This is a genomic window from Lachnoclostridium sp. Marseille-P6806 (assembly GCF_900625025.1).
GTDB lineage: Bacteria > Bacillota > Clostridia > Lachnospirales > Lachnospiraceae > CAG-791.
On record NZ_LR130578.1, the window covers coordinates 85,779 to 110,193 of the forward strand.

Genomic DNA, 24,415 nt, shown 5'->3' on the forward strand with positions numbered 1-24,415 from the left:
TATGAATATAATTAATTAAACGGAACTTCTTCATCCAGATTCTCTGGCAAATTCATGCATGAACCAAAATTATCAACACCAGACACAAACCATTCGTAATTGCCAAACTTTTTGATTTCCTCGATTGCATCATCGCACTTCTTTTGGTAATAAGATTTGTCAATATCATTTTCCAAATGAAGTGTCTTAACTTGATCTGATTCGGCCCATAAATAACCTTTTGTGCCAGTGGCAGCATAACGTTTTCCCTCATTTACTCGGTAGAGCACACCACCGTTAATCACAGGAGTGAATCTACCAACACGGCCAATAAATTCATCTGTTTCATTTTGTTCACCCTCATTTTTTACAAGATGTAAAGCACCCTGCTTGACATTGAAAGTCTCACAAAAATCTTCAAATATAATTGGCTCATGCGTAAATAAAGATTTAAATACATAGGGGACTGAAAAATATTTTCCAGTAGCTTCCCAAGTTAATGGCGACTCAGGATCGTCTGTATCATGCAATCCAATAAACTGAGCATCATCTTTCAGACATATACGATTCCATGTATGTTCGACTTCATATGTATAACCATATTGCTTACCAAAATCATCAATATAATTAAGAATCTCGTCTGTTGGATTAGCAATTTTAATAGAATCAGTTTTAATATGAATAACCTTAAATCTCTTAGCTTCAATTTCATCTTGCAGCATCTTCATAACAAGCGCTCCTCTAAGAGCGACTATATTATTAATATTTCTTGAGTCCTTTGCTACAAAATAATTACCGGGGCTAGAGGTCATTCCATAGAAAGAATTGAGTACGAGTTTTAATGCAGTTGATAGGGCTTTTACAGACCTTTTCTCTGTAAGATATGGTGCTAGCGTACCATTAAACATAGTTTTTACTTTATCAAGTTCCCCATGCTTAATAAGTATTCTTGCTTCCATTAAATCCACATACCTTGAAGTGTAATCACCAAAAAGATTCAATTCTTTAATAGAATGAGGATGCATTGACGCTACATCCTTTGTAACAGCGCGCCCATACATACCATAATTGGCATAGACATAGCCTCCACGACCAATGTCAATTCCTCTAAACATGTTATGAAGTGTCCCATTGGTCGTACGGACTAAATGGTAGCCGGGAAAATGATTCTTGTTATTGGGTTTTATACCAGTCCAATCATCTCCAAGTACAGCATAGTCTTCCTCGGATATAATCGGCATTTGGTAATCTTCCGTTGTGTACTGTTTCCCTGTCGTAAAATCTGTATAAGTAAGAACAGGATCTTTTTCATCCCCGAATACAAATTTTGTTGACAGTGAATTGATCGTGTCGTTGACAGTGCCACCAGCCAAATCAGCAAGCATCTCGATTGCTAAAAACTCATCATGACAACCATCAAAGGTAATTTCTGTGCTAAGTACATCATTGTCACAATACTCAGCAACCTTAGTCCACTCCTTTTCAGGAACCGGCAAATTCCAAGGATGATTCCATTCCAAATGCGTTGCGCCAAAATCAATCTCATACTTCTTCAGCGACTGCTTCTTGGTCACGAAATTATAGACATCCGCATAACTTAAGTTGTATGCAGGAGCAAATGTGGCCTTACTAGAAGTCTCACGATCTTTTGCTACAAGTTTTGAACTCAAATTATATAATTCCTCACTTGTATAACCTTGACTTCTTGCATATAACATATGGTTGTCGTACTTTCGATTGTTATAGCCTATAATTCGGTACTGAAACAAATTAGTGATTTCATCTGGTGTAGGATTAATCATTCTCACAACAGTTTTATGCTTTGCTTTTGGAATGACTTTCCTGTTTTCATCAAATTGGTACGGTACATCGTCTTGAAGTTTCCAGTTAACAAGAAAAAGAGCCGGTGTATCCTTTGGAATGTTCTCAGGAATATCTGCTCCAGCTCTTTTTGCCTGTTCATAACTTGGAAATATTTCACAATCCAAGAATATAATTGGTGCCTCTTTGTATTCGGATGTTTCTATATTCTCTTTTTCATCTATATCCTTACTACAAAAATGCATTTGGTTAACTAATTCCATACAGTATTCGGATTTATTTGAAGAGTTAAGTGCAAAGGTAAACACGTCATTCTCCATATCCCGAACATCATATGGTTTCTCAGACCGGTATGCCTCGTCCAAAATCTTAAATATAAAATCGCATTCAGGCTTTGTGTGACCATGATGCTTTTTTAATAGTGCATTTACGATTTGTGCGCGAAGCACTTTCTCATTTTTGAAGCCCTCCCAATCTATCACATCGCTTGCTCCTTCCTTAAGTGGCAATCCGCTTGCTATTTGAGCAATTGGCAAATTATTGCATTTCGTCAACTTCCTCCTAAGAGCTGACTTTCCATTAAACACTTTTATTTCCACATTATCTCCGTAAATGCGCGATAATTCTTCCGGGTTTCCACCTGTGTAAATATAATGAAGATGGATCCCACATCCAGATTTTGACAGTTCAGCGTACGTTGGTGGAAATTTATTTGCAGCTTCTAAGTTCTTTTCAAAACTCTTTTTACCGTCACCGTCTTTAATGTCAAGATCAACAACAATTAAATTAATTGGAACTCGAACATAATGAATCTTAGAGGTATCGAGTTGCTTCAAAGTTGTGGTGCAATTGTCCCATGCATACTTTAAGGGATGGTCTAGATTATCCTGCTCATACTGTGCTGGTGCATCTGAATATAATTCGTCAAATAGAGAATTTGTGGAATTGAACTCTAGCCATGGGTGAGTGTTGGATGTTTCTGATTCAGGCTTTTTTAAACCGATTTTTTCTGGCTTAAACCCGCCAAACTTCATATCTTCATAGCTATCAAAATATAATTTAAGTGTGTCTCTAAATTTATACCTTGCTAGTACGTTTTTGAAGTTACACTCAGCTGCATAATCATTATAAAGTTTGTACGCAGCGGCCAGACTGATGCCGTCTTTAAGCAAAATATAATTCTCTTCCACAAAATTCTGAAACGGAGAAGTTCTAGATAACATATCCTCTGCAATATAGTGATCGTAGTAATGTCTTCCAAGTTTTTTATAAACTTGTAAACATTTCCAAGCAATGCCGCTTTTTTCAAAAGGTAAATGACCAATAGAATCATCATACTCTACAGCAGAGAGCTTGTTACCTGTTGGACGAACATCAATCAATCTACGATTCATCCCCGAATTGGGACTCATTTGAACTGGCTCATTTGATCCAACAATGAGCAGACAGTTTGGTTTGGTGTTAAATGGTCTTTCAAATTTAGCATTTACTCTGATAGACTCATGCGAGATGATTTTATTTAACGTTGTTTTAGATGTTATTATGTTCATTTCTGCATCATCATCGTAGCAAAGCACTGCATCTTTTGAAAGAAAATCCGTTCCGAAACTATCATGTCCTATGAGATTATTAGCCTCAAATTTTACAACATATCCAGTTTCATAGCCGCCAAACAAATTATCTGCAATTACTTTTCCAATTATTGTAGATTTACCAGTTCCGGGTTCACCATAAAAAACAAGCATTTTTTGGATCTTTGACTGATCACCAGCAATAAGGCACCCTATAAACCATTCCCATTTTTCTTGCTCTGACGGCAAATATAATCTCTCGCAAAGCTTATCGTAATAAGGCGTCGGTGTGTCCTGTAATGGGTAATCTAATTTAAACGTGGCATAGTCTGTTGCTTTTACTTCTGTGTTTGAGAATATAATTTTCTGATTTAGCTTAAATTTATCGCTCCATACAGGCCGGTAATCTCTCTCACAGAAGTTATGCCACGTTTTAATTAAATTATTTGACGTATCAGAAAGGCGCCTCACAATTGGCCCATGTTCCTGATCATCCATTAGAGCAGTGTTGTCATTTTCTCGGACCCATTTTTCAACCTGTTCGTCGATTAGAGAAGTGGCTCTGGAATCGTCCATTTCCCATAATCCACTATCGTAATCGTAAATTGCGTAGAATTTACCACCACGAATAATCAGATCTTTAATGTTGCTTTTTATTACATAGCAAGGAGTATACACATTTCTTTGAAGCTTATTATCCCACTTTTTTTGTACTTTCAAAAAATCATACATGGGCTATTACTCCTTTACTCCTATTATTTTGCGTGTACTCCCTGAATGTATTTAAGAGCAAACTTTTCGCACTTTACAATAATATCTACACAATCAGGTCGCTTAAAGGGCCCTTCATTATGCTCATCGGTCCATTTATGCAGATCCATTTCATACTTTCTTGCATCATCTTCAAACTTGCAAATTCCCTCATGCCTGCACTTATCACAATTCATAATATAACTCTCCTTTAATCAAATAAGTCACGATCCAACGGATAATGATAATCAATATATCTTGTCATCTGGCCCCAAATATCAAGTGTTAACATATTAGCGCCCGGCACAACTCCAAACACTGAGCCGTCCCCATCGGGCATATATCTTCTGTCAAGCCAACGATTTAAAATATAATTGACTTCATCCTCATTGAAATACCGGTCACTGTAATCATCCAGAGCCAAGTTCCCAAGCAGCTCATCTAAGAACTCTTCTGGGGTCTTAAGACCCGTCTGATACACAAGGTCAATTGATAAGCCAATAAGCATTTCCAAAACAGAACAGGGGCCATCAGCCACATCCGACTGATAAACCCCTGCTTCAAATGCATATGCATCTCGAAGTTTTAACCCAGCATACGCCCGGTTTTCATCAAGAACCATTTGGTACCTGAAACCAACATCATGCAGATGTGCCAATAACTTTGTATAGCCCGGTATTCCATATGTTTTTATTAACCAATCAAGATAATCATTCGTCATCATTCATATGAATCCTCTTCCTCGGGAATTGGGCCGTAATCTCCAAAATGATCATAGTAGCTGCAATCATATCTAACTACCTTATAATCGATCTCAAGTTTATTATTACGAACCCATATATGACCTTTCCAATCATAACTAAAGAGCTTATCCCCAAGCACGTCGTCTACATCAACAAAATCACCGTCTTCAGTTGATACAACATCGTCGTAAGAGAAATAATTCAAAATCTCCTGACGATAGGCAATATCGGGATATTCTTTATCGATTGGTTCATTTCCAAGAAGATAGATTCGATCTCCTTTCTTTTTCTTATAAGTTATATATAGCTCATTTAGTGCATCAGACTCATCATCAGATTCAGAAGTCTCAACGTCTTCGTCCTCTTCCGGGCCATACCCTTCTTCTGCAATAATATCGTGGTATGTCTGCTTGTCTTCGTCACTAATCGGTTCGGCGTCATTTTCCTCCAGATTAAGCAGATCATTCTTCAGCTGGTCAATTTCTTTCTTTTTAATTTCATAACACACTGCAAACCCAAGAACTCCACCAGCTATCAGACCAATTAATCCTGCTATGATTTCATTTCTCATGCTGTAGCTACCTCCTCAATTTTAAAGGCACGATTAATATTAAATTCCGGAGCTCTGTACTTCATAGGATCTCCAGTTTTACTTGCTTTTAATGCCAGTCTAAATGATTCATCCCATGACTCTTTCCATCCCTGATCGTATGCATTATTCTCAATGCGTTCAAGTCGACCCAAGATTTCGTTGTTCTGCTTTGTTCCTTTAATATAAGATCCAATTTCAATAGCACCTGCTACAATACCAATAAGAGTTGACGCCGCTTCGACCTGCTCTTTATGATCAATCACCCACATAAGAATTTCAAGAACTTTCTTTTTTGTGCCCTCTTTGATCGACTTCAGAACACTTTTATCTTCAGTCTCTTCAGTAGTGACGGTCGCATATTTCTTATTATGTTTTGCAACAGCGACTGCTCCAGCCACAACAGCAGTTCCACAAATAATACCAACAATAATTCTGAACATATATCTATCCTCCTATTAAATATAATTGTCAAATAGCCCTAAGGTTTACAAACTTAAATAGATCATCATCTGCAGGTCTTCCATCAGAATACTGAAGAACAATCATGTAAGACGGTTCTTCTTCATTGCGAAATGCCACTGCTGCAGGATTATTTCTTTCTATGCCGAAACTAATCTTATTCGTTGATCCATCGACATTCTTGTAATGAAACCCAGCGCACTGGCCAGCCATTGTCATATCAGAAGCATCACCGCCAATAAGCTTCCAGATGTCATTTTCAAAGATAAAGCCATCCTGCTCAAGCGTCCTATTGGCAGCTGTAAGGCCTCTTTCAAGAAAATACATGTTTCGTTTCGGGTCTTTAGTCCAGTTAATATTATGCTCGTCAAAAATATAACTATGCGGTATATAGATACTATCCGCATTTTCATGAACTGGAATCGTTGTTTCGATAATCGTTCCATCTTTCTTTACCTCAACGGTTTTCATACAGCCACCGGTAAGATATTCATAGTCTTTTTCTTCGCCAAGATCCTCTATTACTCTCTTGCGATACTGAGCGTATGAGGCAGACGTCGCTGCAAGACTTGCACTAACGGCCTTCAACTGATTTGTAATAGTTGCATGGGAAAGTCCAAACATCGTGATGCCGATAGCCATCAAACCAGCGGCTTTCCACATCGCCTTAGTGTATGCTACTGCGTCATCTTTAATACAATTGCGAATATAATACCCCTTTGTCATTTCAAGTCCGGGCCAACTGTCTTCATCATTATCTGTCTCTTCGATAAATCGCTTCTGTGCCTCAACTTCATTGTTCACATCTGCAATATCATTTGCAGACTTTACAAACATTACTACGCCAGCAACAACGGCTACTGTTCCAGCAACAAACTCAATTGTGCTCGCGTGTTTCTTTAAAAGCAGACCGCATGTGTTTGCGGCTCTTGTTATAGTATTAAAATTCATCATTCTTCTCCTTATTATCAAGTTCGGTTATATTGGTATTACTAGACACTCTATCATCGCCACATACTACGGCATGATCACGCACCCAAGCACCATTACGTACTACGGCATGATCACATACTGAAATGTCGCCACATACTACGGCATGATCACATACTACGGCATGATCACATACTACGGCATGATCATATACTACGGCATGATTACGTACTACGGCATGATCACGTACTACGGCATGATCACATACTACGGCATGATCACATACTACGGCATGATCACGTACTACGGCATGATCACGTACCCAAGCACCATCAAATACCAAAGCACCATCAAACACCCAAGCATTACCCGCATGATTTAAATTATTTTCCTTTTCGATGAAACCACCCAGTTCGTTAGTTTTAACAAGGATATCGCCGTCTATGCCATATATATTTCTAACAGCTTTAATACGATGAAGTACCGTTCCAGCAACTTCAATAATTTCATCTGTAAAAGTGTATTTTTTCATAGTATGTTTTACTCCTTTATAAACTGTTTTTAAACATTAGTAACATCAATAGGCTTCGCAAGGTCAAGTATATATTCTCCCCTATGCTCCCCCGTGTACTCTTTGTGATAACCAATACCATTCGGGTCAACCCAGCCAAATTTATAATCTTGAAAAGTTGTCTGGATTTTTGGAGTGACCATCTCATAAAGGTCAGCTACTTTACATTTGCCATACTGCGAAATATTATCCCGCATTGTGTTTGTTATGAGCCGGGCATCTTCTTCACTTTGCACCCAAATATATTTAACTTCAGTAGATGATCGTTTTCCTATGCTATTGGACACAGTGGAAGATACCGATATATTTTGTGGTTTTGTATAAAATGTACTGTAACCTGTATGCCCAGAAGATGACTGCTGCGGTCGGTCCTCTCCATAAATTGCCTGATTAATAGCGCCTTGAATTGCGTCACCAATCATTGACGTCAAACCAGCTAATGCATCATGTATAACATCTTTTGACTTCGGAACAATATAATCCTCCATAACTTTTTTACCGATGTCATTAACCGGTGAATGGTTTTTTGAGGTCGCCTTAATAATCGGCTTATTATTTGTTTCCTCCATAGAATCCTCCAAAAATAAAGAGATTAGAGTCTCAGAATTATTCATTCCGAGACCCCAATCTCTAACAGTTAATAATTTTTAGATTTCAGCGACATTAGTCGCGTCTTCTGCTGCCGTCTCAATTGATTCCAACTCAGAATCAAGCTGCAGATCATCTTCGGGAAGTTCATCAAAAGAACTTGTTTCCGATCTTTTGGATCTACTCAGCCCAAAAGCCACGCAACCAACTGCAAGACTACCAATTCCGATAATCTTTGCTGCCTTTGCTGCCTTTGGATGCTTAGTTCCAAAATCTTTAACCTTTTCTTTCAGACTTCTTTTCTCCTCAGACTTCACAACCGTCTTCTTTCCATTGTCATCAACATCAACAACCTCGATGTAACGCTTCATAATTTTGCCTCCTTTTGGCTAAAAAATATGTTATCTGTTTCATTAATAGGGTTGAAATTTTCGCTAATATAATGGCTCTTCATCATACCAATATCCAATCCGTTCCTCTGCATAAGGCAGTTCAGTTTCTTCTACGAAAAAAAGGACCGCCCTCAAGATCAAAAAACCATACACTATGATCTGGGTTAAACTGATCTTCGACTGGAGAGATGTACACATATATTGCATCTTCATCAGCCCCACTGCTTACTGCTTCTGTATCGTACCAACCCCAAACGTCACCTGCGGGATGGATAATAAGCGAATCATCTTTAAACAAAGAGTAGATGTCGTTATACGTAACTATGCTCCTACCCTCATTATCATAATTATTAATTTCATGTTTTGTGAATTTAATCGATAGATTGTGTATTTCGTTGCGAATCTTCGATGGGGACATTGTTGAGTAGAAGTACCTATTTGCAAAATTATCCCAATATTTATAGACTCCATTCGCAGATACATCTGTTGATACTGGCAGCGTATTTGCTTTCGTCTCAGGATTCTGCTCTACGATATTTTCTGCAACAGCTCCTTTAATTTCCTCATATTTCTGCTCTCCAAGTTTTTCCTGAGCCTCTTTTTCAAACGCTCTGTAGTTGCTTATTGCCGTATTAGCAAGGGCAAGCGCGTCGGTCATCTCTGATATTTTCTTATCAGACTTCTGTTTTGATTTAAGAGCACAGAAAATTGTTAATGACTGAAATATAATAATTGGCAAAGTCTTTGGTGCCAGTTCTTTAATGGCAGCCTTGTAAATTCCATGCTTTTCTTCACTTGATTTTGCCTCTGAGAGCATCTTTTTCACATCATCAAGAGTATTTAAAATCGATCGTGCATTTGCCAGTGTCATTGCAGTTGTGGCGAGACTAAATCCAATTGTCCCTGCCGTCAAAAACGCACTTTCATGTTTAGCATAAAACTTCATTCCTGCGTAACTCGTCGACCGAATAGTTTTAACGGCTTTCAATTCAGATATTCCTTTCAAAAATTTAACATTCATATATGCTCCTTTTCTGTTTCTGGACTCTTTAGGAAATAATCACGCATCAATAAGAAATTCCCTCTATTCTTTTGTTAAAACCAATTTTATTAATGTCCATTTGTCATCCTCCTTTGTAAAAGCAAAAGAGCCCCAGAATATTTAATTCCAGAGCTCTCCAATATTATTTTGAGCCAATAATCAAACCAATTATTAACCCCGGTATGCATAAAATCGCCAACAATATTACAATTCCTATGACGATATCTGGTATTGTTATTATTAGCGCCCCAAGACCAAATAGCGTAATCAATAACGCTATAAATACTGGGACGGCTATAATACAACCAAAAATCGCCAATGCTCCTTTGTAAAAATGTTTCATTATCACACCTCCTTTTGGCTAAAAAGTTTAATTTTTGCTTTCATTAAGAGGCGTGATTTTCCGGCGTTTTGACAGACTTATTTTTTGATATACTACCTTTCGTTATTTCTATACACTTATTTACACCGTCTAGATAACCTTTACGATATACTTCTTTATATTTCTTATTATAGCCTCGAATATAGATGATATATGTTGCAAATATAAAGATATATGATGCGGCAATTGCTATAGCAGCTACATATGCAAAAGTATTCATAATTTTACTATCCTCCATTTAATTTTTTCTGTTTTACTCTGTGTATAAAAGCGGTTTCTCGGAATCGTCATTCATAGTGTGCTGTACGCACTCATAACAAGGTTCAGATTCATCATACTCATCGCAGTTTTTATACTTGCAGGTAAGACAATATTTATAAAAATCAACTTCTATTTTCATTTTTCTCCTTAAAAAACAAGAGAGACCTAGAATTTTCTCTAGATCTCTCTGTTATCACATAAATTACTTTCTCTCTTGGTTACTTTATAAATTTGTTTAAATTATTTTTTTGATTCCACACTCTACCATCGCAGAGGTTATTGTCCTGATCATTCTTATACGCCAATTCGGCTTCATATCGACTTTCCTCTATGGCATGTTTCGTATTGACAGCTGTTGCAATACCAACTCCAGCAGTGACAAGGCCAGTAACTGCGGTTATAACATCAATCCAATTGATTGACTTATACCACAGTTTATGACTTTGTTCATACTTCTGAACTTGATCAGCAACACTGCACCAATTCTGAAACGCTGTAGAATACTCTTCATCTACGCTATTCTTGTCCTCTATGGCAGTTACCTGATCTCTCCAATAGTCCCTTTCTGCAATTAACGCTTCGAGTTGCGGATCATTAGATACTTTAAATAAACCCATATATACCTCCTTAAGAAATATAATTAATGTTTCATTAAAGACAATGATTTAAATGCGTGTTAAGATTCATAGTCCAACCCAGTTAAGGGCACATTAGAAATAGGCCTTATCATACCGCAAACTGGGCAAAAAGCCTTGAGCATTGGTCCACTATCATCTAACTCGTTGTAATTACATTCCAGCAAAGATTCACAAACAGGGCACATAAGTCTAACAGTGGGGTTCGTCACAGGCCCAATTCTAATTACTTTCATAAAAGCGCTCCTTTTATTATTTGTATTCTATATCTTGATATTCTTCATCCCATTGTTTCCATGTCTGTGCCTCTACATTGAAGTAGATGTACATACACATCGTTCCATCCTGCAACGGTTTCTGATACTGAGTAAATGAAATATATTGAATTCCATCATCAATATCGTCATAGTTAAACCGCCAACCAATAGAATTACCAAGACTTTGCCATTTCGGGTCTTCTATACCAATAAAGTCTAAGAAGTCTCCAAGAGACGCCTCCATCTCATGAGTAAATAACATATTCAAATTTAACTCTGCCGTAGACACAGTTTCTTCGTCTGCCATAAAAGCAATGCCATATTGCGGCAGATAATATAAGTGTTTTGGAGATTCAACGTCATCGTAAAGTTCATTTGCGGCATCGGCCTCAATTATAAGATCTTCGAGTGTTTTAGAATCTGCCTCAAGAATGTCCTCCTCGGAAGTTTTATTTTTCAAGTTGTTATATCGCTCAGTAGTAAAACCGGCTAAAGAAGCAAGCGCAAGTTTCTCTGCCGCCAGGGCATTGTGTGAGCAGACTCCAGCTCCAACAGATAACGCTGACACTGTAACCGGTAACCAATATGCTTTTATATAACTTCCTGCGTCTGGCTTTGCATTGTCTTTATAGAGCTTTTTTCCCTCATAAATAAAAAGAACATCGGCGGCTACTGTTCCACCAATGCTTAAACCAAAGAGTATATTAGATTTATTTCTTTTTAAAAAATGTTTAATGCGTTTAAACCACAATTTCTTTTTCAATTTCAATCCTCCTATTTTGAAAAATAATGATCACCATATTTATAGGCTGGTGTTCCATATGGGTTATACTCACCTGCAGTGAAAAATAAAATATCTCGGTCAATTCTGTTGGTTAGAGTTCTCTGAATTGATAGATAATCATCTTCCGTTACAGTGTAATATGCTCTATCTAAAGCCCCATCAGTAGCTGTGGAAAATTGTCCCGGTTGAAATATAATTTCTTTAATTGTATTTGGAAATTGATCACTATCCATACGGTTAAGAACCACATTTACAACCAATTCTTTTCCTTTTAAATCCTGATTACCAGCCTCCGCCTGAACAACACATGCAAGAAGCTCAAGGTCATCACAATAATATTCTTCTGCCAGCTCACCGTATTTATCATATCCAGGTGGAGCAGCATGAACATTTTGAGGTTTTATTAAAAGTGATCCTGATAGAAATAGCAAAACCATTAAAGTTTTCTTAGATTTTGCGACTAATTTATGTGTAAATGGCAGAGGCTGCTGTTCCAAGCTTGGCTTATAGTGACCATGCTTTTGGGCTATCTCAGGTACATGCTCCAAATCTTCTTTAAAAATTGAAGCATTTGCTCTATCTGCTTTTTTAGACCATTTTCTCAATAAGATCACCTAATCCTTTCTTCGGGATAGATAATGTGATAGCTAAATTAGCATTTAAATTAGCAGTCTCGTCATGAGATAAAACTGCTAATTCATTAATGTTTACTACAACATCTATTCCAGTTTTTTTCTTTATTTCATTAGATAAAACTTTTGAAATAATATTTCGCATCCATTTAGTTTTAATAGCCAAAATATCATTCTCCATCTGTCTCATACCTCTTTGTTTTTTAGAAAAATCTAAGAGTATATGAAAATAATACTCTTAGACAAACAGTTCACTTTTTTTCAAGAAAGTCAGCTACAGATAATTCATAGTCGTAATAATAATCTCTCATAGCTCTATAATCATTAAACTCCGTAACAAGATTGTATAAATCTTTAGTCCAATAGACCAAATGACTTATTACAAACACTCCGAGCATAATTCCTAATGCCGCTCCGAAGATTCCTACCAAAATATAAATATTCATATAGTTACTCCTCCTTTATAAAAGTGAATACACTGTTTCATTAAAGAGCCTGTAATTTACGCAAGGTAATCAGATAATACGTGCTCAAATTCATTTGGCGTTATTTTATGAAAGTCCTCATTTATTGATATGTCATATAACTGTTCAATAAGCTGGATTGTTACATTATCAAACTCCACACACTCGAACCTAATCAGAGGATGAAATGATGTAGTCTTGCCTATATATCCAATTTTTTTCTTATCGTTAAATATAATCTGGTTGTAATCTATACTATTGGGATAGACATATTTATTAACTAAACCTTTTATATGCTCTAGATAATGCGTCATAAAAAACCTCCTTAAATAAAAAGAAAAAGAGCCTTGGAAAAATCCATAGACTCTTTTATAGAAATGGGTTAAAATGTGATTATAGATTTGTCATAAGATATGCCAAAGCCGTATTCACGGTCAACCCCCTTTCATTAAAGAAAGTGAAAAAATCACGAAACAAATAGAGCCCCAGAACATTTAGTTCCAGAGCTCTATCTATTGATAATCAAACCCCTATTCAGTTGTTTTTCTCGATCAATCTTATGGTTGCCACAATACCGTACGGCATCATCACAAACCAAAATATAATACATAAAACCAAACTTACGTACTTATCCGTACGTGTTTGAAATCTAGGCATCGTATCCTGGCGTATGGCTACCATGACGCAAAGCAATGTATACATGCAACCACAAAGATAAAAACCATAAATAAACATACTCATATAGTTATCCTCCTCATTATATGAGAAGAATTTTTAGCGAAGCTGGCTAAGTACCCAGAAGAACTTTCGGTATCTCGTATAAAAATATTCTTTTCCGCACGGTATACCCCGAGCTTCTAATGCAGGAAAACTTACTCCCCTTGTCACTGCTAAAAACAACCATTTTTCGATATCTCCGCCGACTTTCTTGCAACACTCCTCTATCGCGTGCATAGAATAGCTTAATTCCGCGCTCTGTGCCGCCAAATCGCCCGTTTTGTCACTCGAACATATGTTTGGTATGCTCGATATAACAGAGCTCCCTATGAGGCTTCTAGCGCGTATTTTGGCTACTTCATTCTGCCATTCTGGATACTGTAAACAATAATGTTTTAACTCATAATACCTATGCTTAGAAATATAATAAGGATTAGACCTTGAAAGCTCAGAACGAATAACAGTTGACATGAAATGACTATTCCTCCAAGAAGTTTTTGTAAAAGAGAGAAGACCTTGAAAGATCTCCTCTCTTGGTGTACGATTACACCAATCTTCTCAATTATCTGCCGAAAATGACTGAGAAGACGTAAGCAGGATCCTGCTGTAATGCGCCAGCGATTTCACCGATGGTAAGGTATTCATCGCGGTACATTCTCAGGATCTCTTCTTTTACATCCATATCAACCACCTCCTTTCACTAAAACCCTAGAATTTTTTGCTAATACATCTGTTTCAAAATAGCTCTACTTTCTGTCACCTGTGTCTCGGTTTCATGAATGTAATACCTATATGTGGTCTGCAAGTTTTTATGACCTAATCGCATCTGTACACTAACCGGGCTCATCCCTGCAGCTATGCAGTCTGACGCGTGTGTATGACGCATGCAATGAAAATCCCACAATGGGTCTATGTTTTTAAAATCCGATGTCTTGCCGTGAATAATCCGACTAACGTTCTGCATGGTACGAGGTCCTATAAAAGTTCCGTCAGCAATACGTACATTAACTGGTTGTATCCTTTCCCCACACTTAGTTGATAAATATCCATTTTTGTCGATGTAATATTGCGGATATTCCAGAGGTATAAAACATTTATTAATCTTATTGATATGTCTTTTTAAAATCCTGAGCGTGTCATCATCTACGACTACATCTCGATACTCCTCAGGATTACAGTATTTTGGTTGTGTGAAATATAATTTGTTATTAGTCTCGTCATACTGAATTTGGCGTCTAATGTGCAGACACCCAGAATTTAAGTCAATATCCTCCACCAGTAGACCGAATGCCTCTCCAAGACGTAATCCACAGCGATAACCAAGAAGTAAAGGAATATAATCTGAATGCCCCTCTGGAAAGCGTGTGAATATAGCGTCTGCTTCAGTTCTTGAAATAACTCTATGTTTTCTTGGTGGGCGTATTGCGGCGGCAGCTTTTGCTCGCACGTATGGTATATAAATATCCTTTGCCGGATTGGAGGAAATATAGCCAGATCGCAAAGCATAATCAAAACAACGCCTAACACAAGCTCTTATCCGATTGAGTCTATTTCTGGTAACGCCACTGTTTACACCATCGGTTATAATGTTTTGGCACATTTTTGGAGTAATAGACGATATCTCATAATTTTTCAGTTGAGGAATAATCTTACTCCTCAATTCTTTTTTGTAACCTTGAATAGTTGTCTCTTTATACACATTCGGACCGTGAACGTCGATCCATTCAGTAGCCAAGTCTGAAAACAGCATTGTTGTGCGAGAATATAATTGTTTAGTTTTCTTAAAATCAAGTTCTGCGACTTCTCCGGCACATATTGCTTCTTCCCTTGTCTTGAATCCACCACGCTCAATATATTTTTTCTTGCCATTTATCGAGCATGTTATGCGGTAATGCCATTTGTTGTTTACGAGTCTGACCGATGCCATAAATCCTCCTAAAGCGGCACAAAAAAAATAAAGGCTCTGAATCTTTCAAGAAGATCCAAAGCCTTTAATTCTTTGTCAGGTGGTTAAAGATGGTTAAAAGGTGGTTAAAGATGGTTAATTATACCCCTTACCATATTAAAACTTACCTGTTTCAGCGGCCTGTTGTATGGAAACAGCAGTGCTCACGGTCATACCCACCATCGGGTTGTTTCCCGCGCCGATCAGTCCCATCATCTCGACATGAGCCGGAACCGAAGAGGAGCCTGCAAACTGCGCATCCGAGTGCATGCGGCCAAGCGTATCCGTGAAGCCGTAGGACGCCGGACCCGCCGCCATGTTGTCGGGGTGAAGCGTACGTCCCGTGCCGCCGCCGGAGGCAACGGAGAAGTATTTCTTCCCGGCTTCGAGTCTCTCTTTCTTATAGGTTCCCGCAACGGGGTGCTGGAAGCGGGTCGGGTTCGTGGAGTTGCCGGTGATGGAGATATCGACGTTCTCTTTCCACATGACCGCGACGCCCTCCTGCACATCGTCCACGCCGTAGCAGCGGACCTTTGCGCGCGCGCTGTCCTTGTCCTTGGAGTAGCAGGTCTCGGAGAGGACTTTCAGCTCGCCGGTCTTGTAATCGTACTCCGTCTCCACATAGGTGAAGCCGTTCACGCGGGAAATGATCTTCGCCGCATCCTTGCCGAGGCCGTTCAGAATGACACGGAGAGGCTTTTTGCGGACCTTGTTCGCTTTTTCCGCGATGCCGATCGCCCCCTCTGCCGCCGCGAATGACTCGTGGCCTGCGAGGAACGCGAAGCACTCGGTGTCCTCCTCAAGCAGCATCTTGCCGAGATTTCCGTGGCCGAGGCCGACCTTGCGCCGGTCTGCGACCGAGCCGGGAATGCAGAACGACTGCAGACCCTCACCGATGGCCGCCGCCGCCTCGTCCGCCTTGCGGCAGTTCTTTTTGATCGCAATCGCCGCACCTACCGTATACGCCCACTTTGCGTTTTCAAAGCAGATGGGCTGAATGTTTTCCACCAGATGGTACACGTCGAGCCCTGCGGCCTCGGTGATCTCCCTGCATTCTTCGACAGAGGAGATGCCGTACTTGTTCAGGGCCGCCAGAATCTGGGGTTCTCTTCTCTCATAGGATTCAAATAATGCCATGGTCGTTTCCCTCCCTATCACTGCTTGCGCGGATCGATGAATCTGACCGCATCCTGTACGCGCCCGTATTTGCCGGACGCCTTGGAAAGAGCAGTCGCCGCGTCGTCACCGGCCTTGATGAAGTCCATCATCTTGCCGAAATTCACAAACTTGTAGCCGATGATCTCATCGTTCTCGTCCAGTGCGAGCTCCGTGATATAGCCGTCCGTCAGCTCGAGATAGCGGGGGCCCTTTTCGAGCGTTCCGTAGGTCGTTCCGACCATGGAGCGCCCGCCCTTGCCAAGGTCCTCAAGTCCCGCGCCGATCTGCAGGCCGTCCTCGGAGAACGCGCTCTGCGTGCGTCCGTAGACAATCTGGAGAAACAGCTCACGCATGGCCGTATTGATGGCATCGCAGACAAGATCCGTATTCAGGGCCTCAAGAAGCGTAAGTCCGGGGAGGATTTCCGACGCCATCGCCGCGGAATGGGTCATACCCGAGCAGCCGATCGTCTCGACCAGAGCCTCCTGAATGATGCCGCCCTTGACGTTGAGGGACAGCTTGCAGGCGCCCTGCTGCGGAGCGCACCAGCCGATGCCGTGCGTGTAGCCGGAAATATCTCCAATCTGCTTTGACTTGACCCACTTCGCTTCTTCCGGTATGGGAGCCGCGCCGTGATGTACGCCCTGATGCACGACGCACATGTTTTTCACTTCGGTTGAGTAAACCATGTGTTTCTCCTTTCAGATATGTAATAAGGTGATGAAGTCTGAGAGCCGCTGGCGGTCCTCGGATCCGGTTCCGCTTTACGGCATACGGCGCGGCCCCGGATCAAAAAGCTGAATATGTATCACGCGCCGGCGGTTCTCCCCTCCGCCGCGCGGAAACACCGTAAAATATTAAAGCACACCGCATGACAAAACACAATGCGCCCTGTCCTGCCGAAAGCAGGAAAAGCGACCCGCCAAAGCCAAAAACGCCCTCGCGGAAACGGAAAACGATGCGGCTGCTGCTTACTCATAGCGCAGCGCGTCGATCGGATCCATTTTGGCCGCCTTGTTCGCCGGATAGTAGCCAAAGAACAGGCCGATTGCCAGCGAAACACCGAACGCAAGCAACGCCGAACTGAACGGCACATACAGCGCATAGTTGTTCATGCGGCAGCCGATGGCTCCCGCCACCACGCCTGCAATGAGACCGATGATGCCGCCCAGCACACACATGACGACAGCCTCGGTGATGAACTGCATCCGGATCGCGCGGTTCGGCGCGCCGAGCGCCTTGCGGGTGCCGATCTCCCGCGTCCTTTCGATGATCGTAACCGTCATGATGTTCATGACGCCGATCCCTCCGACAAGCAGAGCGATCGCCCCGATCACCGAGGTCGTGCGGGTCTGGCGCTTCAGCTCCGCTGTCTGCTCCTGAATCATTTCCTTATTGTTCCACGTATTGACTTCAGCCTTGTCCTCGACCTTGAACGTTCCCTGCAGATAGCTCCTCAACTGATCGGACAGTTCGATCACATCGACGCCCGCCTTGGCCTGCAGGGTGAAATAGCTGATAATATCCGCGTCCTCGTAGGTCGCGCTGTTCACCGGCAGCAGAAACGGAACGTACATCCCGCACTGGATGTCCTGCTCCTTCATCTTGCCGCCCCGCATGGCGGACGCGTCGAATTGGTAGGAATACACACCGCAGACCGAGTAATTCTGGTAGCCGTCCTCCGTTGAGAACGTGATCTGCTTGCCGATCGCCCGCTCGTTATCCCCCCCGAAGAGATACTTGACGGCCAGATCCGAAATGATGCATACATTCGAGCCCCGCTCGAGCGCCTCCTTTGAAAAGCCGCTTCCGGCAATCAGGCGAACGTTTCTCACCTTGAAGAAGCCGTTGATGATGCCGATGATATAGGACTGGCTGTACTCGGAGTCAATCTTTGTACTGTCGGCATAGATCTTGCCGCTGCCGCCGTAGGACTCCGCCGAGATCGCTTCGATCTGATCCGCGTATTTCGAAACCATGCCCTCCATGGCCTCCTCGGAAAATCCGATGGGGCGGTATTCCTCCGTCTCCGCCGAAGACCAGACCATGATTTCAATGTTATTGATGCCCCCGGCGGCCTCCCGCTTCTCATAATCCTTGGTCTGCGAACTCCCGATGGTGATGATGGCAATGACCGACGCAATGCCGATGATAATGCCCAGCATCGTGAGAAAGGTCCGCATCTTGTTGGCTCCGAGATTGTGAAGAGCCAGACGGATGTTCTCAACGAGCATGCTGCCCCCTCCTTTCTCCGGTGATCCTGCCGTCCTCCAGCATCAGAATGCGCGAGCACTCCTCGGACAGGATCTGCGAATGCGTGATCATGAGAATCGTGCTGCCCTGTTCCTCGTGCAGACGATGAAAAATATCCATGACCGTCCGGCTCGTCTGCGAATCCAGCGCTCCGGTGGGCTCGTCCGCAAGAATGATCGCCGGCCGGTTCGCCATGGCCCGCGCGATGGCGACGCGCTGCTTTTGCCCACCGGACAGCTCCGAGGGATCATGACTCATGCGGTCCGCCATGCCGACCATCTCAAGGAGTTCCTGCGCCCTCTCCCGTCTCTCCCGGAGGGGCACGCCCGCATACAGCATCGGCATTGCCACATTATCCAGCGCGGTCGTCCGGGCGATCAGATTATAGGTCTGAAACACGAAGCCGATCTGATGGTTTCGTATCGCCGAGAGATCGTCGTCCCGCATCCCGCTCACATCAACATCCTGTATGTAATAGCGGCCGGACGTGGGCCGGTCGAGAAGACCGATCACGTTCATCAGCGTCGACTTTCCCGATCCGGACTCTCCGACGATTCCGGCGAATTCGCCCTGCCTCACCGAAAGCGAAACGCCGTGCAGCACCTCCAGCTCATTCTCTGTCCCGATATAATATTTCTTGACGATATCCTCCAGACGGATGATGTCTCTGCTCTGTGATATTTCCATCGCTATGCTCCGTCCCGCCGTCAGTTGTACATCCCGTTCAGCATACCTCCGGCCTCTCCGCCGCCGTCCATGCCCATGGCCGAGCCGGAATCGACGAGAATATCCCCCTCATTCAGTTCCTCTCCGGAAACCGCCGCATAAAAGTCATTCTCTGCGCCGACCTCGACCGGCACATCCTCCGTCTGTGTAAGATCCGTCCCGTCGCCGAGCACGCGCATCACATATTTTCCGCCCATGCCGTTGTCGTTCAGGCAGGTCTTCGGCACGGCAAGCGTATCCCTGTCCTCTTTCAGGACAAAGTCCATTTTTGTTGTCATGCCGATGCGCAGCCGGTCGCTCGAATCTCCCAGATCGACATCCACGCGATAGGTTGCGCGCTTCTTCTTGGCCGACGCCGCACTGCTCGTCGTTGTGGTCGCTGTCGCCGAATTGGTCGCGTCGGTCGTCGGAATCGGCGAGACAAAGCACACCACGCCGATCAAAGGTTCCGTGCCGGTTGCGTCGGTCGTGACCCGCACCGTCATCCCCTCTCTGATATCCGCGATCTGTGCCTCGTCAATATCCGCCGTCGCTTTCATGGAGGCCGTATTCTGAATCTCGACGGCATTCGATCCGCTGTACGCGAGTCCCGCCGACACATTGACCGCCGTGACTGTGCCGCTGATGGGCGCCGTCACCTCTCCGAGCACGAGCTTTTCCTCGGCTTTCTGAATCGCAGCCTCCGTGTCGAGCGAGCTGGCCTGCCTCGCAATCTCCTGCTTCGCCACCGCGTCCCGCTGGGACTGCTCCGTCTCGTACTGCGTACGGGAAGAGATGATCACCGCATCCCCCTGATCCAGCAGAGCTCTATACTGCGAGACCAGCGCCTTATCTCCCGACGAGAGCGTGCTCTCCGCCGTCTTGCGGTCCGAAACCGCCGTATCGTAGACAGACTTCGCCTCATCCGCAGCCGCCTTGGCCTGCGTATACGACGCTGTGATCTTTGCCAGCTCCGCGCTCGCCTTGTTCAGCGCCTCCTGCTCCGCGGGGTGGCTGAACGGACCGGCCCCGACGTCGCCCGCCGACGCAATGGCAAGACGGTATTTTGCATTGTCCTCTGCCGCCTGCTTTGCTTCATATTCGGAATTCAGTGAATCAAACTCCGCTTTCGCCGATTGGTATTTATGCTTTGCCTCCTCCTCCCGCTCAATGTAAAGCTTCACGGCGGCGGAGGCCTCCGTATCGTCCACCAGTGCCCAGTTGAGGTCATCCGCGGTCTGCTGGAGCTTTCTGGTATCCGCTGCGTTCTGCTGCACGGAGCTCGCCTGCGCCTCAGCGAGCTTGCGGCTCTCCGCCCCCGCATCGATGGCGTTGGAGCGCTCGGACAGCGCGAGCTTTTTCTTCTGGATATCCAGCTCCGCCTTGGTGACCGACATGTCGACCGTATAGAGAAGATCACCCTCGTTCACCATATCGCCGATCTTCACATACACCTCGTCCACGATATAGCCTGTGGCAGCTCCCCCCTCGACGGCTCTCGCATTGACCGAGGCCGTGTCGCTGCTGATGATGGATCCCGTCGTGTTGAAGAGCTGCTCCACATCCAGCCGCTCGACCGTTGCCGTGGTCGGGCCCATATCCATCTCCTGCGCAGCGGGGCGGAGCCACCGGTTCAAAAGCCTGCCCGGATAGACGTCTTTCCAGAACGTGATCCCCATGACCGCGGCCGCAGCTGCTGCGCCGACTGCAATTCCGCGCGCCAGTTTTTTCCTTTTTCCCGTAAGAAGTTTCTTTTCTTTCATGTAAAATCACCATACCGAAGTGCTTTGCAGCGGGTACGCGCCGGAAATCCGCACAGACGGTTTTCCGGCTGCGATCCGCTCTGTTTTTCTCTCATCCGCCTGACGCGGACCGTTTTTATTGTAACATAAAACACCGGGAGCACTCCGCGGGATTCGCAGAAAAAATGAATACCGTTCTCCGGCGGCACGAAAAACGGCGCACCGCCGAAGCGCTGCGCCGTCTGCTCTCTCTGCATTTTGAGGCTCAGGATTTTCCGGTCTTGTGATTCGACACGACGTCGAACACGACCGCCGCCAGAAGCACCGCTCCCTTGACGATATACTGGTACTGATCCGGCAGGCCAAGGATCGACATGCCCTGATTGATGACGCCGAGAAGAATCGCACCGATCATGATGCCGGGTACCGTTCCCGAACCGCCGTAGGCGGAGGCACCTCCGATAAAGCAGGAGGCGATGGCGTCCATCTCATAGGAATTTCCCATATTTCCGTCGACGGAGCCGATACGGGCGCCGACGAGAAGCCCTGACAGGCCGGCGAGCACGGACATCAGAAAATACGCCCAGAAGTACACTCTCCGCGGATCGATGCCGGAGAGCTTCGTCGCCTTTTCATTGCCGCCGACCGCATAGAAATAGCGGCCGAACACTGTGCTTCCGGTGATAAAGGCAAAGATCAGCACCACCGCGAGAATCCACAGAAGCATCACCGGAATTCCCTTGTAGCCCATCAGCTTGCAGGAATAGCCGATGATCAGCGCATCAAACACCGCCGTGCGGAGCACCGTCATTTTCACGGACGGCACGGCATAGCCCTGCTTCACCTTGGCCGCCCGGCTCAAAAAGCTCCATGCGGTCAGCGCGGCGCCGATCGCAAGGCCGATGATCAGCGCCGAGACGACATGCTGGTTCTCCTCCCCCGGAAAGCGGATGTACGAGGTGAAGAGCTTCAGATACCCGGGATTCATGATGGAAATGGTCCGGGAATCGAGGATGACGCGGGCGATGCCGCGGAACAGGAACATTCCCGCCAGTGTGCAGATAAACGGCGGAATGTGGATGTAGCCGATGAGCCACCCCTGCCACACGCCGATCAGAGCCGACACGGCGAGCGCGGCGAGGATCGCCGCCCCGGGAGCCGCTCCGAGATCGAGGAGCTTGGCCGCCATGGCCGCGGACAGGCACAGCGTGGAGCCGATGGACAGGTCGACGTTTCCGCCCGTCAGAATACACAGCAGCATGCCGCAGGCCATGATCAGCACATAGGCGTTCTGCAAAAGCAGGTTGGAGATATTCTGCGCGAGGACGAGTCTGCCTCCCGTCAGAACCGTGAAGAACACGAAGACGACGACCAGCGCAAGGACCATCGTATATTTTTTGACAAACTCTCTTACTTTCATTCCGCCTTTTCCTCCTCGCCTGCGGTACAGGCGCTGCCATCCGATCTGAGAATCGCGCTCATGATCTTTTCCTGCGTCGCCTTCTCCGCCGTGAATTCGCCGACCATGCGGCCCTCATTCATCACATAGATCCGGTCGCACATGCCAAGAAGCTCCGGCAGCTCCGACGAAATCATGATCACCGCCTTGTTCTGGGACGCCATCTCATTCATGATCTGATATATCTCATATTTCGCTCCGACGTCGATTCCCCGCGTGGGCTCGTCGAGTATGAGAATCTCGGGCTCCGCAAACATCCATTTGGAAAGGAGCACCTTCTGCTGATTTCCTCCCGAGAGATTTCCCGCGTGCTGCTGCACTCCGATCGTCTTGGTGCGCATCGCTTTCGCGTACTTCTCCGCCTCGCGGTTTTCCATCGGAACATTGACGATGCCCCGCCTGTCCGCGATCTTCTCCATGCGGGCCAGCGTCGTGTTGCGGGCGATGGTTTCGTCGAGTATCAGCCCATTGGTCTTGCGGTCCTCGGTCGCGTAGGCCAGACCGTGCGCAATGGCCTCGCGCTCGTTCCGCAGGTGCACCTCTTTTCCGCCGATGAACTCCTGTCCGGAGATCCTGCTCCCGTAGCTCCTGCCGAACAGCGACATGGCAAGCTCGGTTCTCCCGGCTCCCTGCAGGCCGGAGAAGCCGACAATTTCCCCCTTATGCACCCGGAAGCTGATTTTATGATCGACGCACTTGTCGGTATAAACCGGATGATAGACCGTCCAGTCCCGCGCCTCAAAGGCGATCTCCCCGCTGATGCGCCGCTCTCTCTTCGGGTAACGGTCGGTGAGCTCGCGGCCCACCATCCCCCGGATGATGCGCTCCTCGTCGATGTCGTGCTCCGGGTTGCTCATCGTCTCGATGGTCTGCCCGTCCCGCAGCACCGTGATCTTATCCGCGCAGTAGGCGACCTCGTTCAGCTTGTGCGTGATGATGATGGAGGTGATGCCCTCTTTCTTGAATGAGAGCAGCATATCCAGCAGCATCTTCGAGTCCTCCTCGTTCAGCGAGGAGGTCGGTTCGTCGAGCACCAGCAGCCGGCAGTTCTTGGCGAGCGCCTTGGCGATCTCAACGAGCTGCTGCTTGCCGGTTCCGATGTCCCGGACGAGTACGGACGAGCTCTCTTTCAGCCCGACGCGCTTCATGGCGTCGTCGGCCTCCTTATAGGTGCGGTTCCAGTCGATGGTCCCGAAGCGCGTGCGCCTCTCGTTGCCCATGAACATATTTTCCGCAATGGTCAGCTCCGGGATCAGGGCCAGCTCCTGATGAACCACGGCGATGCCTGCCCGCTCGGAATCCCGTATGCCGGAAAAATGAGAGGTCTTTCCGTTGTATATCACCTCTCCGCTGTACTGTCCGCTCGGAATGGTTCCGGAGAGAACCTTCATCAGCGTGGATTTGCCGGCGCCGTTCTCTCCGACCAGCGCGTGGATTTCTCCGCGCTCCACCTCAAAATTGACATTGTTCAGAGCCCTGACGCCGGGGTATTCTTTCACAATGCTTTTCATTTCCAGAATAATGTCTGCCACGTCGTCCTCCATGCCGGAGCACTGCTCCCGTATCTCCGCCGGGTTCTGTCC

At 45.0% G+C, this 24,415-nt stretch carries 24 protein-coding genes; all 24 read right to left on the reverse strand.

The window, feature by feature from the left end; translation table 11 throughout:
- Positions 1–11: 11 nt before the first annotated feature.
- Positions 12–4,103, reverse strand: coding sequence for a DUF5906 domain-containing protein (locus E0E20_RS07280; RefSeq protein WP_130837542.1), 4,092 nt, complete (start codon positions 4,101–4,103; stop codon positions 12–14).
- 229 nt (positions 4,104–4,332) lie between these two features.
- Positions 4,333–4,845: a hypothetical protein gene (locus E0E20_RS07285; protein ID WP_130837543.1), complete on the reverse strand. Its 513-nt coding sequence runs from the start codon at positions 4,843–4,845 to the stop codon at positions 4,333–4,335.
- Positions 4,842–5,435, reverse strand: coding sequence for a hypothetical protein (locus E0E20_RS07290; protein WP_130837544.1), 594 nt, complete (start codon positions 5,433–5,435; stop codon positions 4,842–4,844). Before E0E20_RS07290 ends, E0E20_RS07285 begins: the two co-directional genes overlap by 4 nt.
- Positions 5,432–5,896: a hypothetical protein gene (locus E0E20_RS07295; RefSeq protein ID WP_130837545.1), complete on the reverse strand. Its 465-nt coding sequence runs from the start codon at positions 5,894–5,896 to the stop codon at positions 5,432–5,434. Before E0E20_RS07295 ends, E0E20_RS07290 begins: the two co-directional genes overlap by 4 nt.
- A gap of 28 nt (positions 5,897–5,924) precedes the next feature.
- Positions 5,925–6,869 (reverse strand): DUF6353 family protein, encoded by a 945-nt coding sequence (locus E0E20_RS07300; RefSeq protein ID WP_130837546.1) that lies wholly within the window; start codon positions 6,867–6,869, stop codon positions 5,925–5,927.
- Positions 6,856–7,377 carry a hypothetical protein gene (locus E0E20_RS07305; RefSeq protein WP_130837547.1) on the reverse strand — a complete coding sequence of 174 codons (522 nt, stop codon included), beginning with the start codon at positions 7,375–7,377 and terminating at the stop codon, positions 6,856–6,858. Before E0E20_RS07305 ends, E0E20_RS07300 begins: the two co-directional genes overlap by 14 nt.
- Before the next feature lie 29 nt (positions 7,378–7,406).
- Complete coding sequence (locus tag E0E20_RS07310) at positions 7,407–7,985, reverse strand: hypothetical protein (RefSeq protein ID WP_130837548.1); 579 nt, start codon at positions 7,983–7,985, stop codon at positions 7,407–7,409.
- A gap of 78 nt (positions 7,986–8,063) precedes the next feature.
- A complete protein-coding gene (locus E0E20_RS07315; RefSeq protein ID WP_130837549.1) occupies positions 8,064–8,375 on the reverse strand; it encodes a hypothetical protein in 312 nt (103 codons plus the stop codon).
- Between the two features lie 121 nt (positions 8,376–8,496).
- Positions 8,497–9,417 (reverse strand): DUF6353 family protein, encoded by a 921-nt coding sequence (locus E0E20_RS07320; protein ID WP_130837550.1) that lies wholly within the window; start codon positions 9,415–9,417, stop codon positions 8,497–8,499.
- 163 nt (positions 9,418–9,580) lie between these two features.
- Positions 9,581–9,781, reverse strand: coding sequence for a hypothetical protein (locus tag E0E20_RS07325; protein WP_130837551.1), 201 nt, complete (start codon positions 9,779–9,781; stop codon positions 9,581–9,583).
- Between the two features lie 43 nt (positions 9,782–9,824).
- Positions 9,825–10,040, reverse strand: coding sequence for a hypothetical protein (locus E0E20_RS07330; protein ID WP_130837552.1), 216 nt, complete (start codon positions 10,038–10,040; stop codon positions 9,825–9,827).
- Positions 10,041–10,299: 259 nt separating this feature from the next.
- Positions 10,300–10,698 carry a hypothetical protein gene (locus E0E20_RS07335; RefSeq protein WP_130837553.1) on the reverse strand — a complete coding sequence of 133 codons (399 nt, stop codon included), beginning with the start codon at positions 10,696–10,698 and terminating at the stop codon, positions 10,300–10,302.
- A 270-nt stretch (positions 10,699–10,968) separates the two neighbouring features.
- Positions 10,969–11,736, reverse strand: coding sequence for a DUF6353 family protein (locus E0E20_RS07340; protein WP_130837554.1), 768 nt, complete (start codon positions 11,734–11,736; stop codon positions 10,969–10,971).
- A gap of 11 nt (positions 11,737–11,747) precedes the next feature.
- Entirely contained in the window at positions 11,748–12,371 is a 624-nt protein-coding gene (locus E0E20_RS07345) for a cell wall hydrolase (protein WP_165444022.1), read from the reverse strand.
- Complete coding sequence (locus E0E20_RS07350; RefSeq protein ID WP_130837556.1) at positions 12,346–12,570, reverse strand: hypothetical protein; 225 nt, start codon at positions 12,568–12,570, stop codon at positions 12,346–12,348. The genes E0E20_RS07345 and E0E20_RS07350 overlap by 26 nt, the downstream gene beginning before the upstream one ends.
- Positions 12,571–12,640: 70 nt before the next feature.
- Positions 12,641–12,835: a hypothetical protein gene (locus E0E20_RS07355; protein ID WP_130837557.1), complete on the reverse strand. Its 195-nt coding sequence runs from the start codon at positions 12,833–12,835 to the stop codon at positions 12,641–12,643.
- Positions 12,836–14,291: 1,456 nt separating this feature from the next.
- Positions 14,292–15,497, reverse strand: coding sequence for a site-specific integrase (locus E0E20_RS07360; RefSeq protein ID WP_130837558.1), 1,206 nt, complete (start codon positions 15,495–15,497; stop codon positions 14,292–14,294).
- A 135-nt stretch (positions 15,498–15,632) separates the two neighbouring features.
- Positions 15,633–16,652 (reverse strand): GGGtGRT protein, encoded by a 1,020-nt coding sequence (locus E0E20_RS07365; protein WP_130837559.1) that lies wholly within the window; start codon positions 16,650–16,652, stop codon positions 15,633–15,635.
- Positions 16,653–16,669: 17 nt separating this feature from the next.
- The gene (locus E0E20_RS07370) at positions 16,670–17,362 is read right to left on the reverse strand and encodes an iron-sulfur cluster assembly scaffold protein (RefSeq protein WP_130837560.1); all 693 of its coding nucleotides are present in this window, start codon (positions 17,360–17,362) and stop codon (positions 16,670–16,672) included.
- A 282-nt stretch (positions 17,363–17,644) separates the two neighbouring features.
- Complete coding sequence (locus E0E20_RS07375) at positions 17,645–18,907, reverse strand: ABC transporter permease (protein ID WP_130837561.1); 1,263 nt, start codon at positions 18,905–18,907, stop codon at positions 17,645–17,647.
- Positions 18,897–19,613 carry an ABC transporter ATP-binding protein gene (locus E0E20_RS07380; RefSeq protein WP_130837562.1) on the reverse strand — a complete coding sequence of 239 codons (717 nt, stop codon included), beginning with the start codon at positions 19,611–19,613 and terminating at the stop codon, positions 18,897–18,899. Before E0E20_RS07380 ends, E0E20_RS07375 begins: the two co-directional genes overlap by 11 nt.
- A gap of 20 nt (positions 19,614–19,633) precedes the next feature.
- Complete coding sequence (locus E0E20_RS07385; protein ID WP_130837563.1) at positions 19,634–21,394, reverse strand: HlyD family efflux transporter periplasmic adaptor subunit; 1,761 nt, start codon at positions 21,392–21,394, stop codon at positions 19,634–19,636.
- A 244-nt stretch (positions 21,395–21,638) separates the two neighbouring features.
- Positions 21,639–22,793 carry a sugar ABC transporter permease gene (locus E0E20_RS07390; protein WP_130837564.1) on the reverse strand — a complete coding sequence of 385 codons (1,155 nt, stop codon included), beginning with the start codon at positions 22,791–22,793 and terminating at the stop codon, positions 21,639–21,641.
- Positions 22,790–24,364, reverse strand: a complete 1,575-nt coding sequence (locus E0E20_RS07395) for a sugar ABC transporter ATP-binding protein (RefSeq protein ID WP_130837565.1) — start codon at positions 24,362–24,364, stop codon at positions 22,790–22,792. The genes E0E20_RS07390 and E0E20_RS07395 overlap by 4 nt, the downstream gene beginning before the upstream one ends.
- Positions 24,365–24,415 lie beyond the last annotated feature (51 nt).

Bases quoted from the DNA above. Each gene is read 5' to 3' on its own strand.
- E0E20_RS07280 (WP_130837542.1), bottom strand. From the start codon at position 4,103: ATGTATGATTTTTTGAAAGTACAAAAAAAGTGGGATAATAAGCTTCAA.
- E0E20_RS07285 (WP_130837543.1), bottom strand. From the start codon at position 4,845: ATGATGACGAATGATTATCTTGATTGGTTAATAAAAACATATGGAATA.
- E0E20_RS07290 (WP_130837544.1), bottom strand. From the start codon at position 5,435: ATGAGAAATGAAATCATAGCAGGATTAATTGGTCTGATAGCTGGTGGA.
- E0E20_RS07295 (WP_130837545.1), bottom strand. From the start codon at position 5,896: ATGTTCAGAATTATTGTTGGTATTATTTGTGGAACTGCTGTTGTGGCT.
- E0E20_RS07300 (WP_130837546.1), bottom strand. From the start codon at position 6,869: ATGATGAATTTTAATACTATAACAAGAGCCGCAAACACATGCGGTCTG.
- E0E20_RS07305 (WP_130837547.1), bottom strand. From the start codon at position 7,377: ATGAAAAAATACACTTTTACAGATGAAATTATTGAAGTTGCTGGAACG.
- E0E20_RS07310 (WP_130837548.1), bottom strand. From the start codon at position 7,985: ATGGAGGAAACAAATAATAAGCCGATTATTAAGGCGACCTCAAAAAAC.
- E0E20_RS07315 (WP_130837549.1), bottom strand. From the start codon at position 8,375: ATGAAGCGTTACATCGAGGTTGTTGATGTTGATGACAATGGAAAGAAG.
- E0E20_RS07320 (WP_130837550.1), bottom strand. From the start codon at position 9,417: ATGAATGTTAAATTTTTGAAAGGAATATCTGAATTGAAAGCCGTTAAA.
- E0E20_RS07325 (WP_130837551.1), bottom strand. From the start codon at position 9,781: ATGAAACATTTTTACAAAGGAGCATTGGCGATTTTTGGTTGTATTATA.
- E0E20_RS07330 (WP_130837552.1), bottom strand. From the start codon at position 10,040: ATGAATACTTTTGCATATGTAGCTGCTATAGCAATTGCCGCATCATAT.
- E0E20_RS07335 (WP_130837553.1), bottom strand. From the start codon at position 10,698: ATGGGTTTATTTAAAGTATCTAATGATCCGCAACTCGAAGCGTTAATT.
- E0E20_RS07350 (WP_130837556.1), bottom strand. From the start codon at position 12,570: ATGGAGAATGATATTTTGGCTATTAAAACTAAATGGATGCGAAATATT.
- E0E20_RS07355 (WP_130837557.1), bottom strand. From the start codon at position 12,835: ATGAATATTTATATTTTGGTAGGAATCTTCGGAGCGGCATTAGGAATT.
- E0E20_RS07360 (WP_130837558.1), bottom strand. From the start codon at position 15,497: ATGGCATCGGTCAGACTCGTAAACAACAAATGGCATTACCGCATAACA.
- E0E20_RS07365 (WP_130837559.1), bottom strand. From the start codon at position 16,652: ATGGCATTATTTGAATCCTATGAGAGAAGAGAACCCCAGATTCTGGCG.
- E0E20_RS07370 (WP_130837560.1), bottom strand. From the start codon at position 17,362: ATGGTTTACTCAACCGAAGTGAAAAACATGTGCGTCGTGCATCAGGGC.
- E0E20_RS07375 (WP_130837561.1), bottom strand. From the start codon at position 18,907: ATGCTCGTTGAGAACATCCGTCTGGCTCTTCACAATCTCGGAGCCAAC.
- E0E20_RS07380 (WP_130837562.1), bottom strand. From the start codon at position 19,613: ATGGAAATATCACAGAGCAGAGACATCATCCGTCTGGAGGATATCGTC.
- E0E20_RS07385 (WP_130837563.1), bottom strand. From the start codon at position 21,394: ATGAAAGAAAAGAAACTTCTTACGGGAAAAAGGAAAAAACTGGCGCGC.
- E0E20_RS07390 (WP_130837564.1), bottom strand. From the start codon at position 22,793: ATGAAAGTAAGAGAGTTTGTCAAAAAATATACGATGGTCCTTGCGCTG.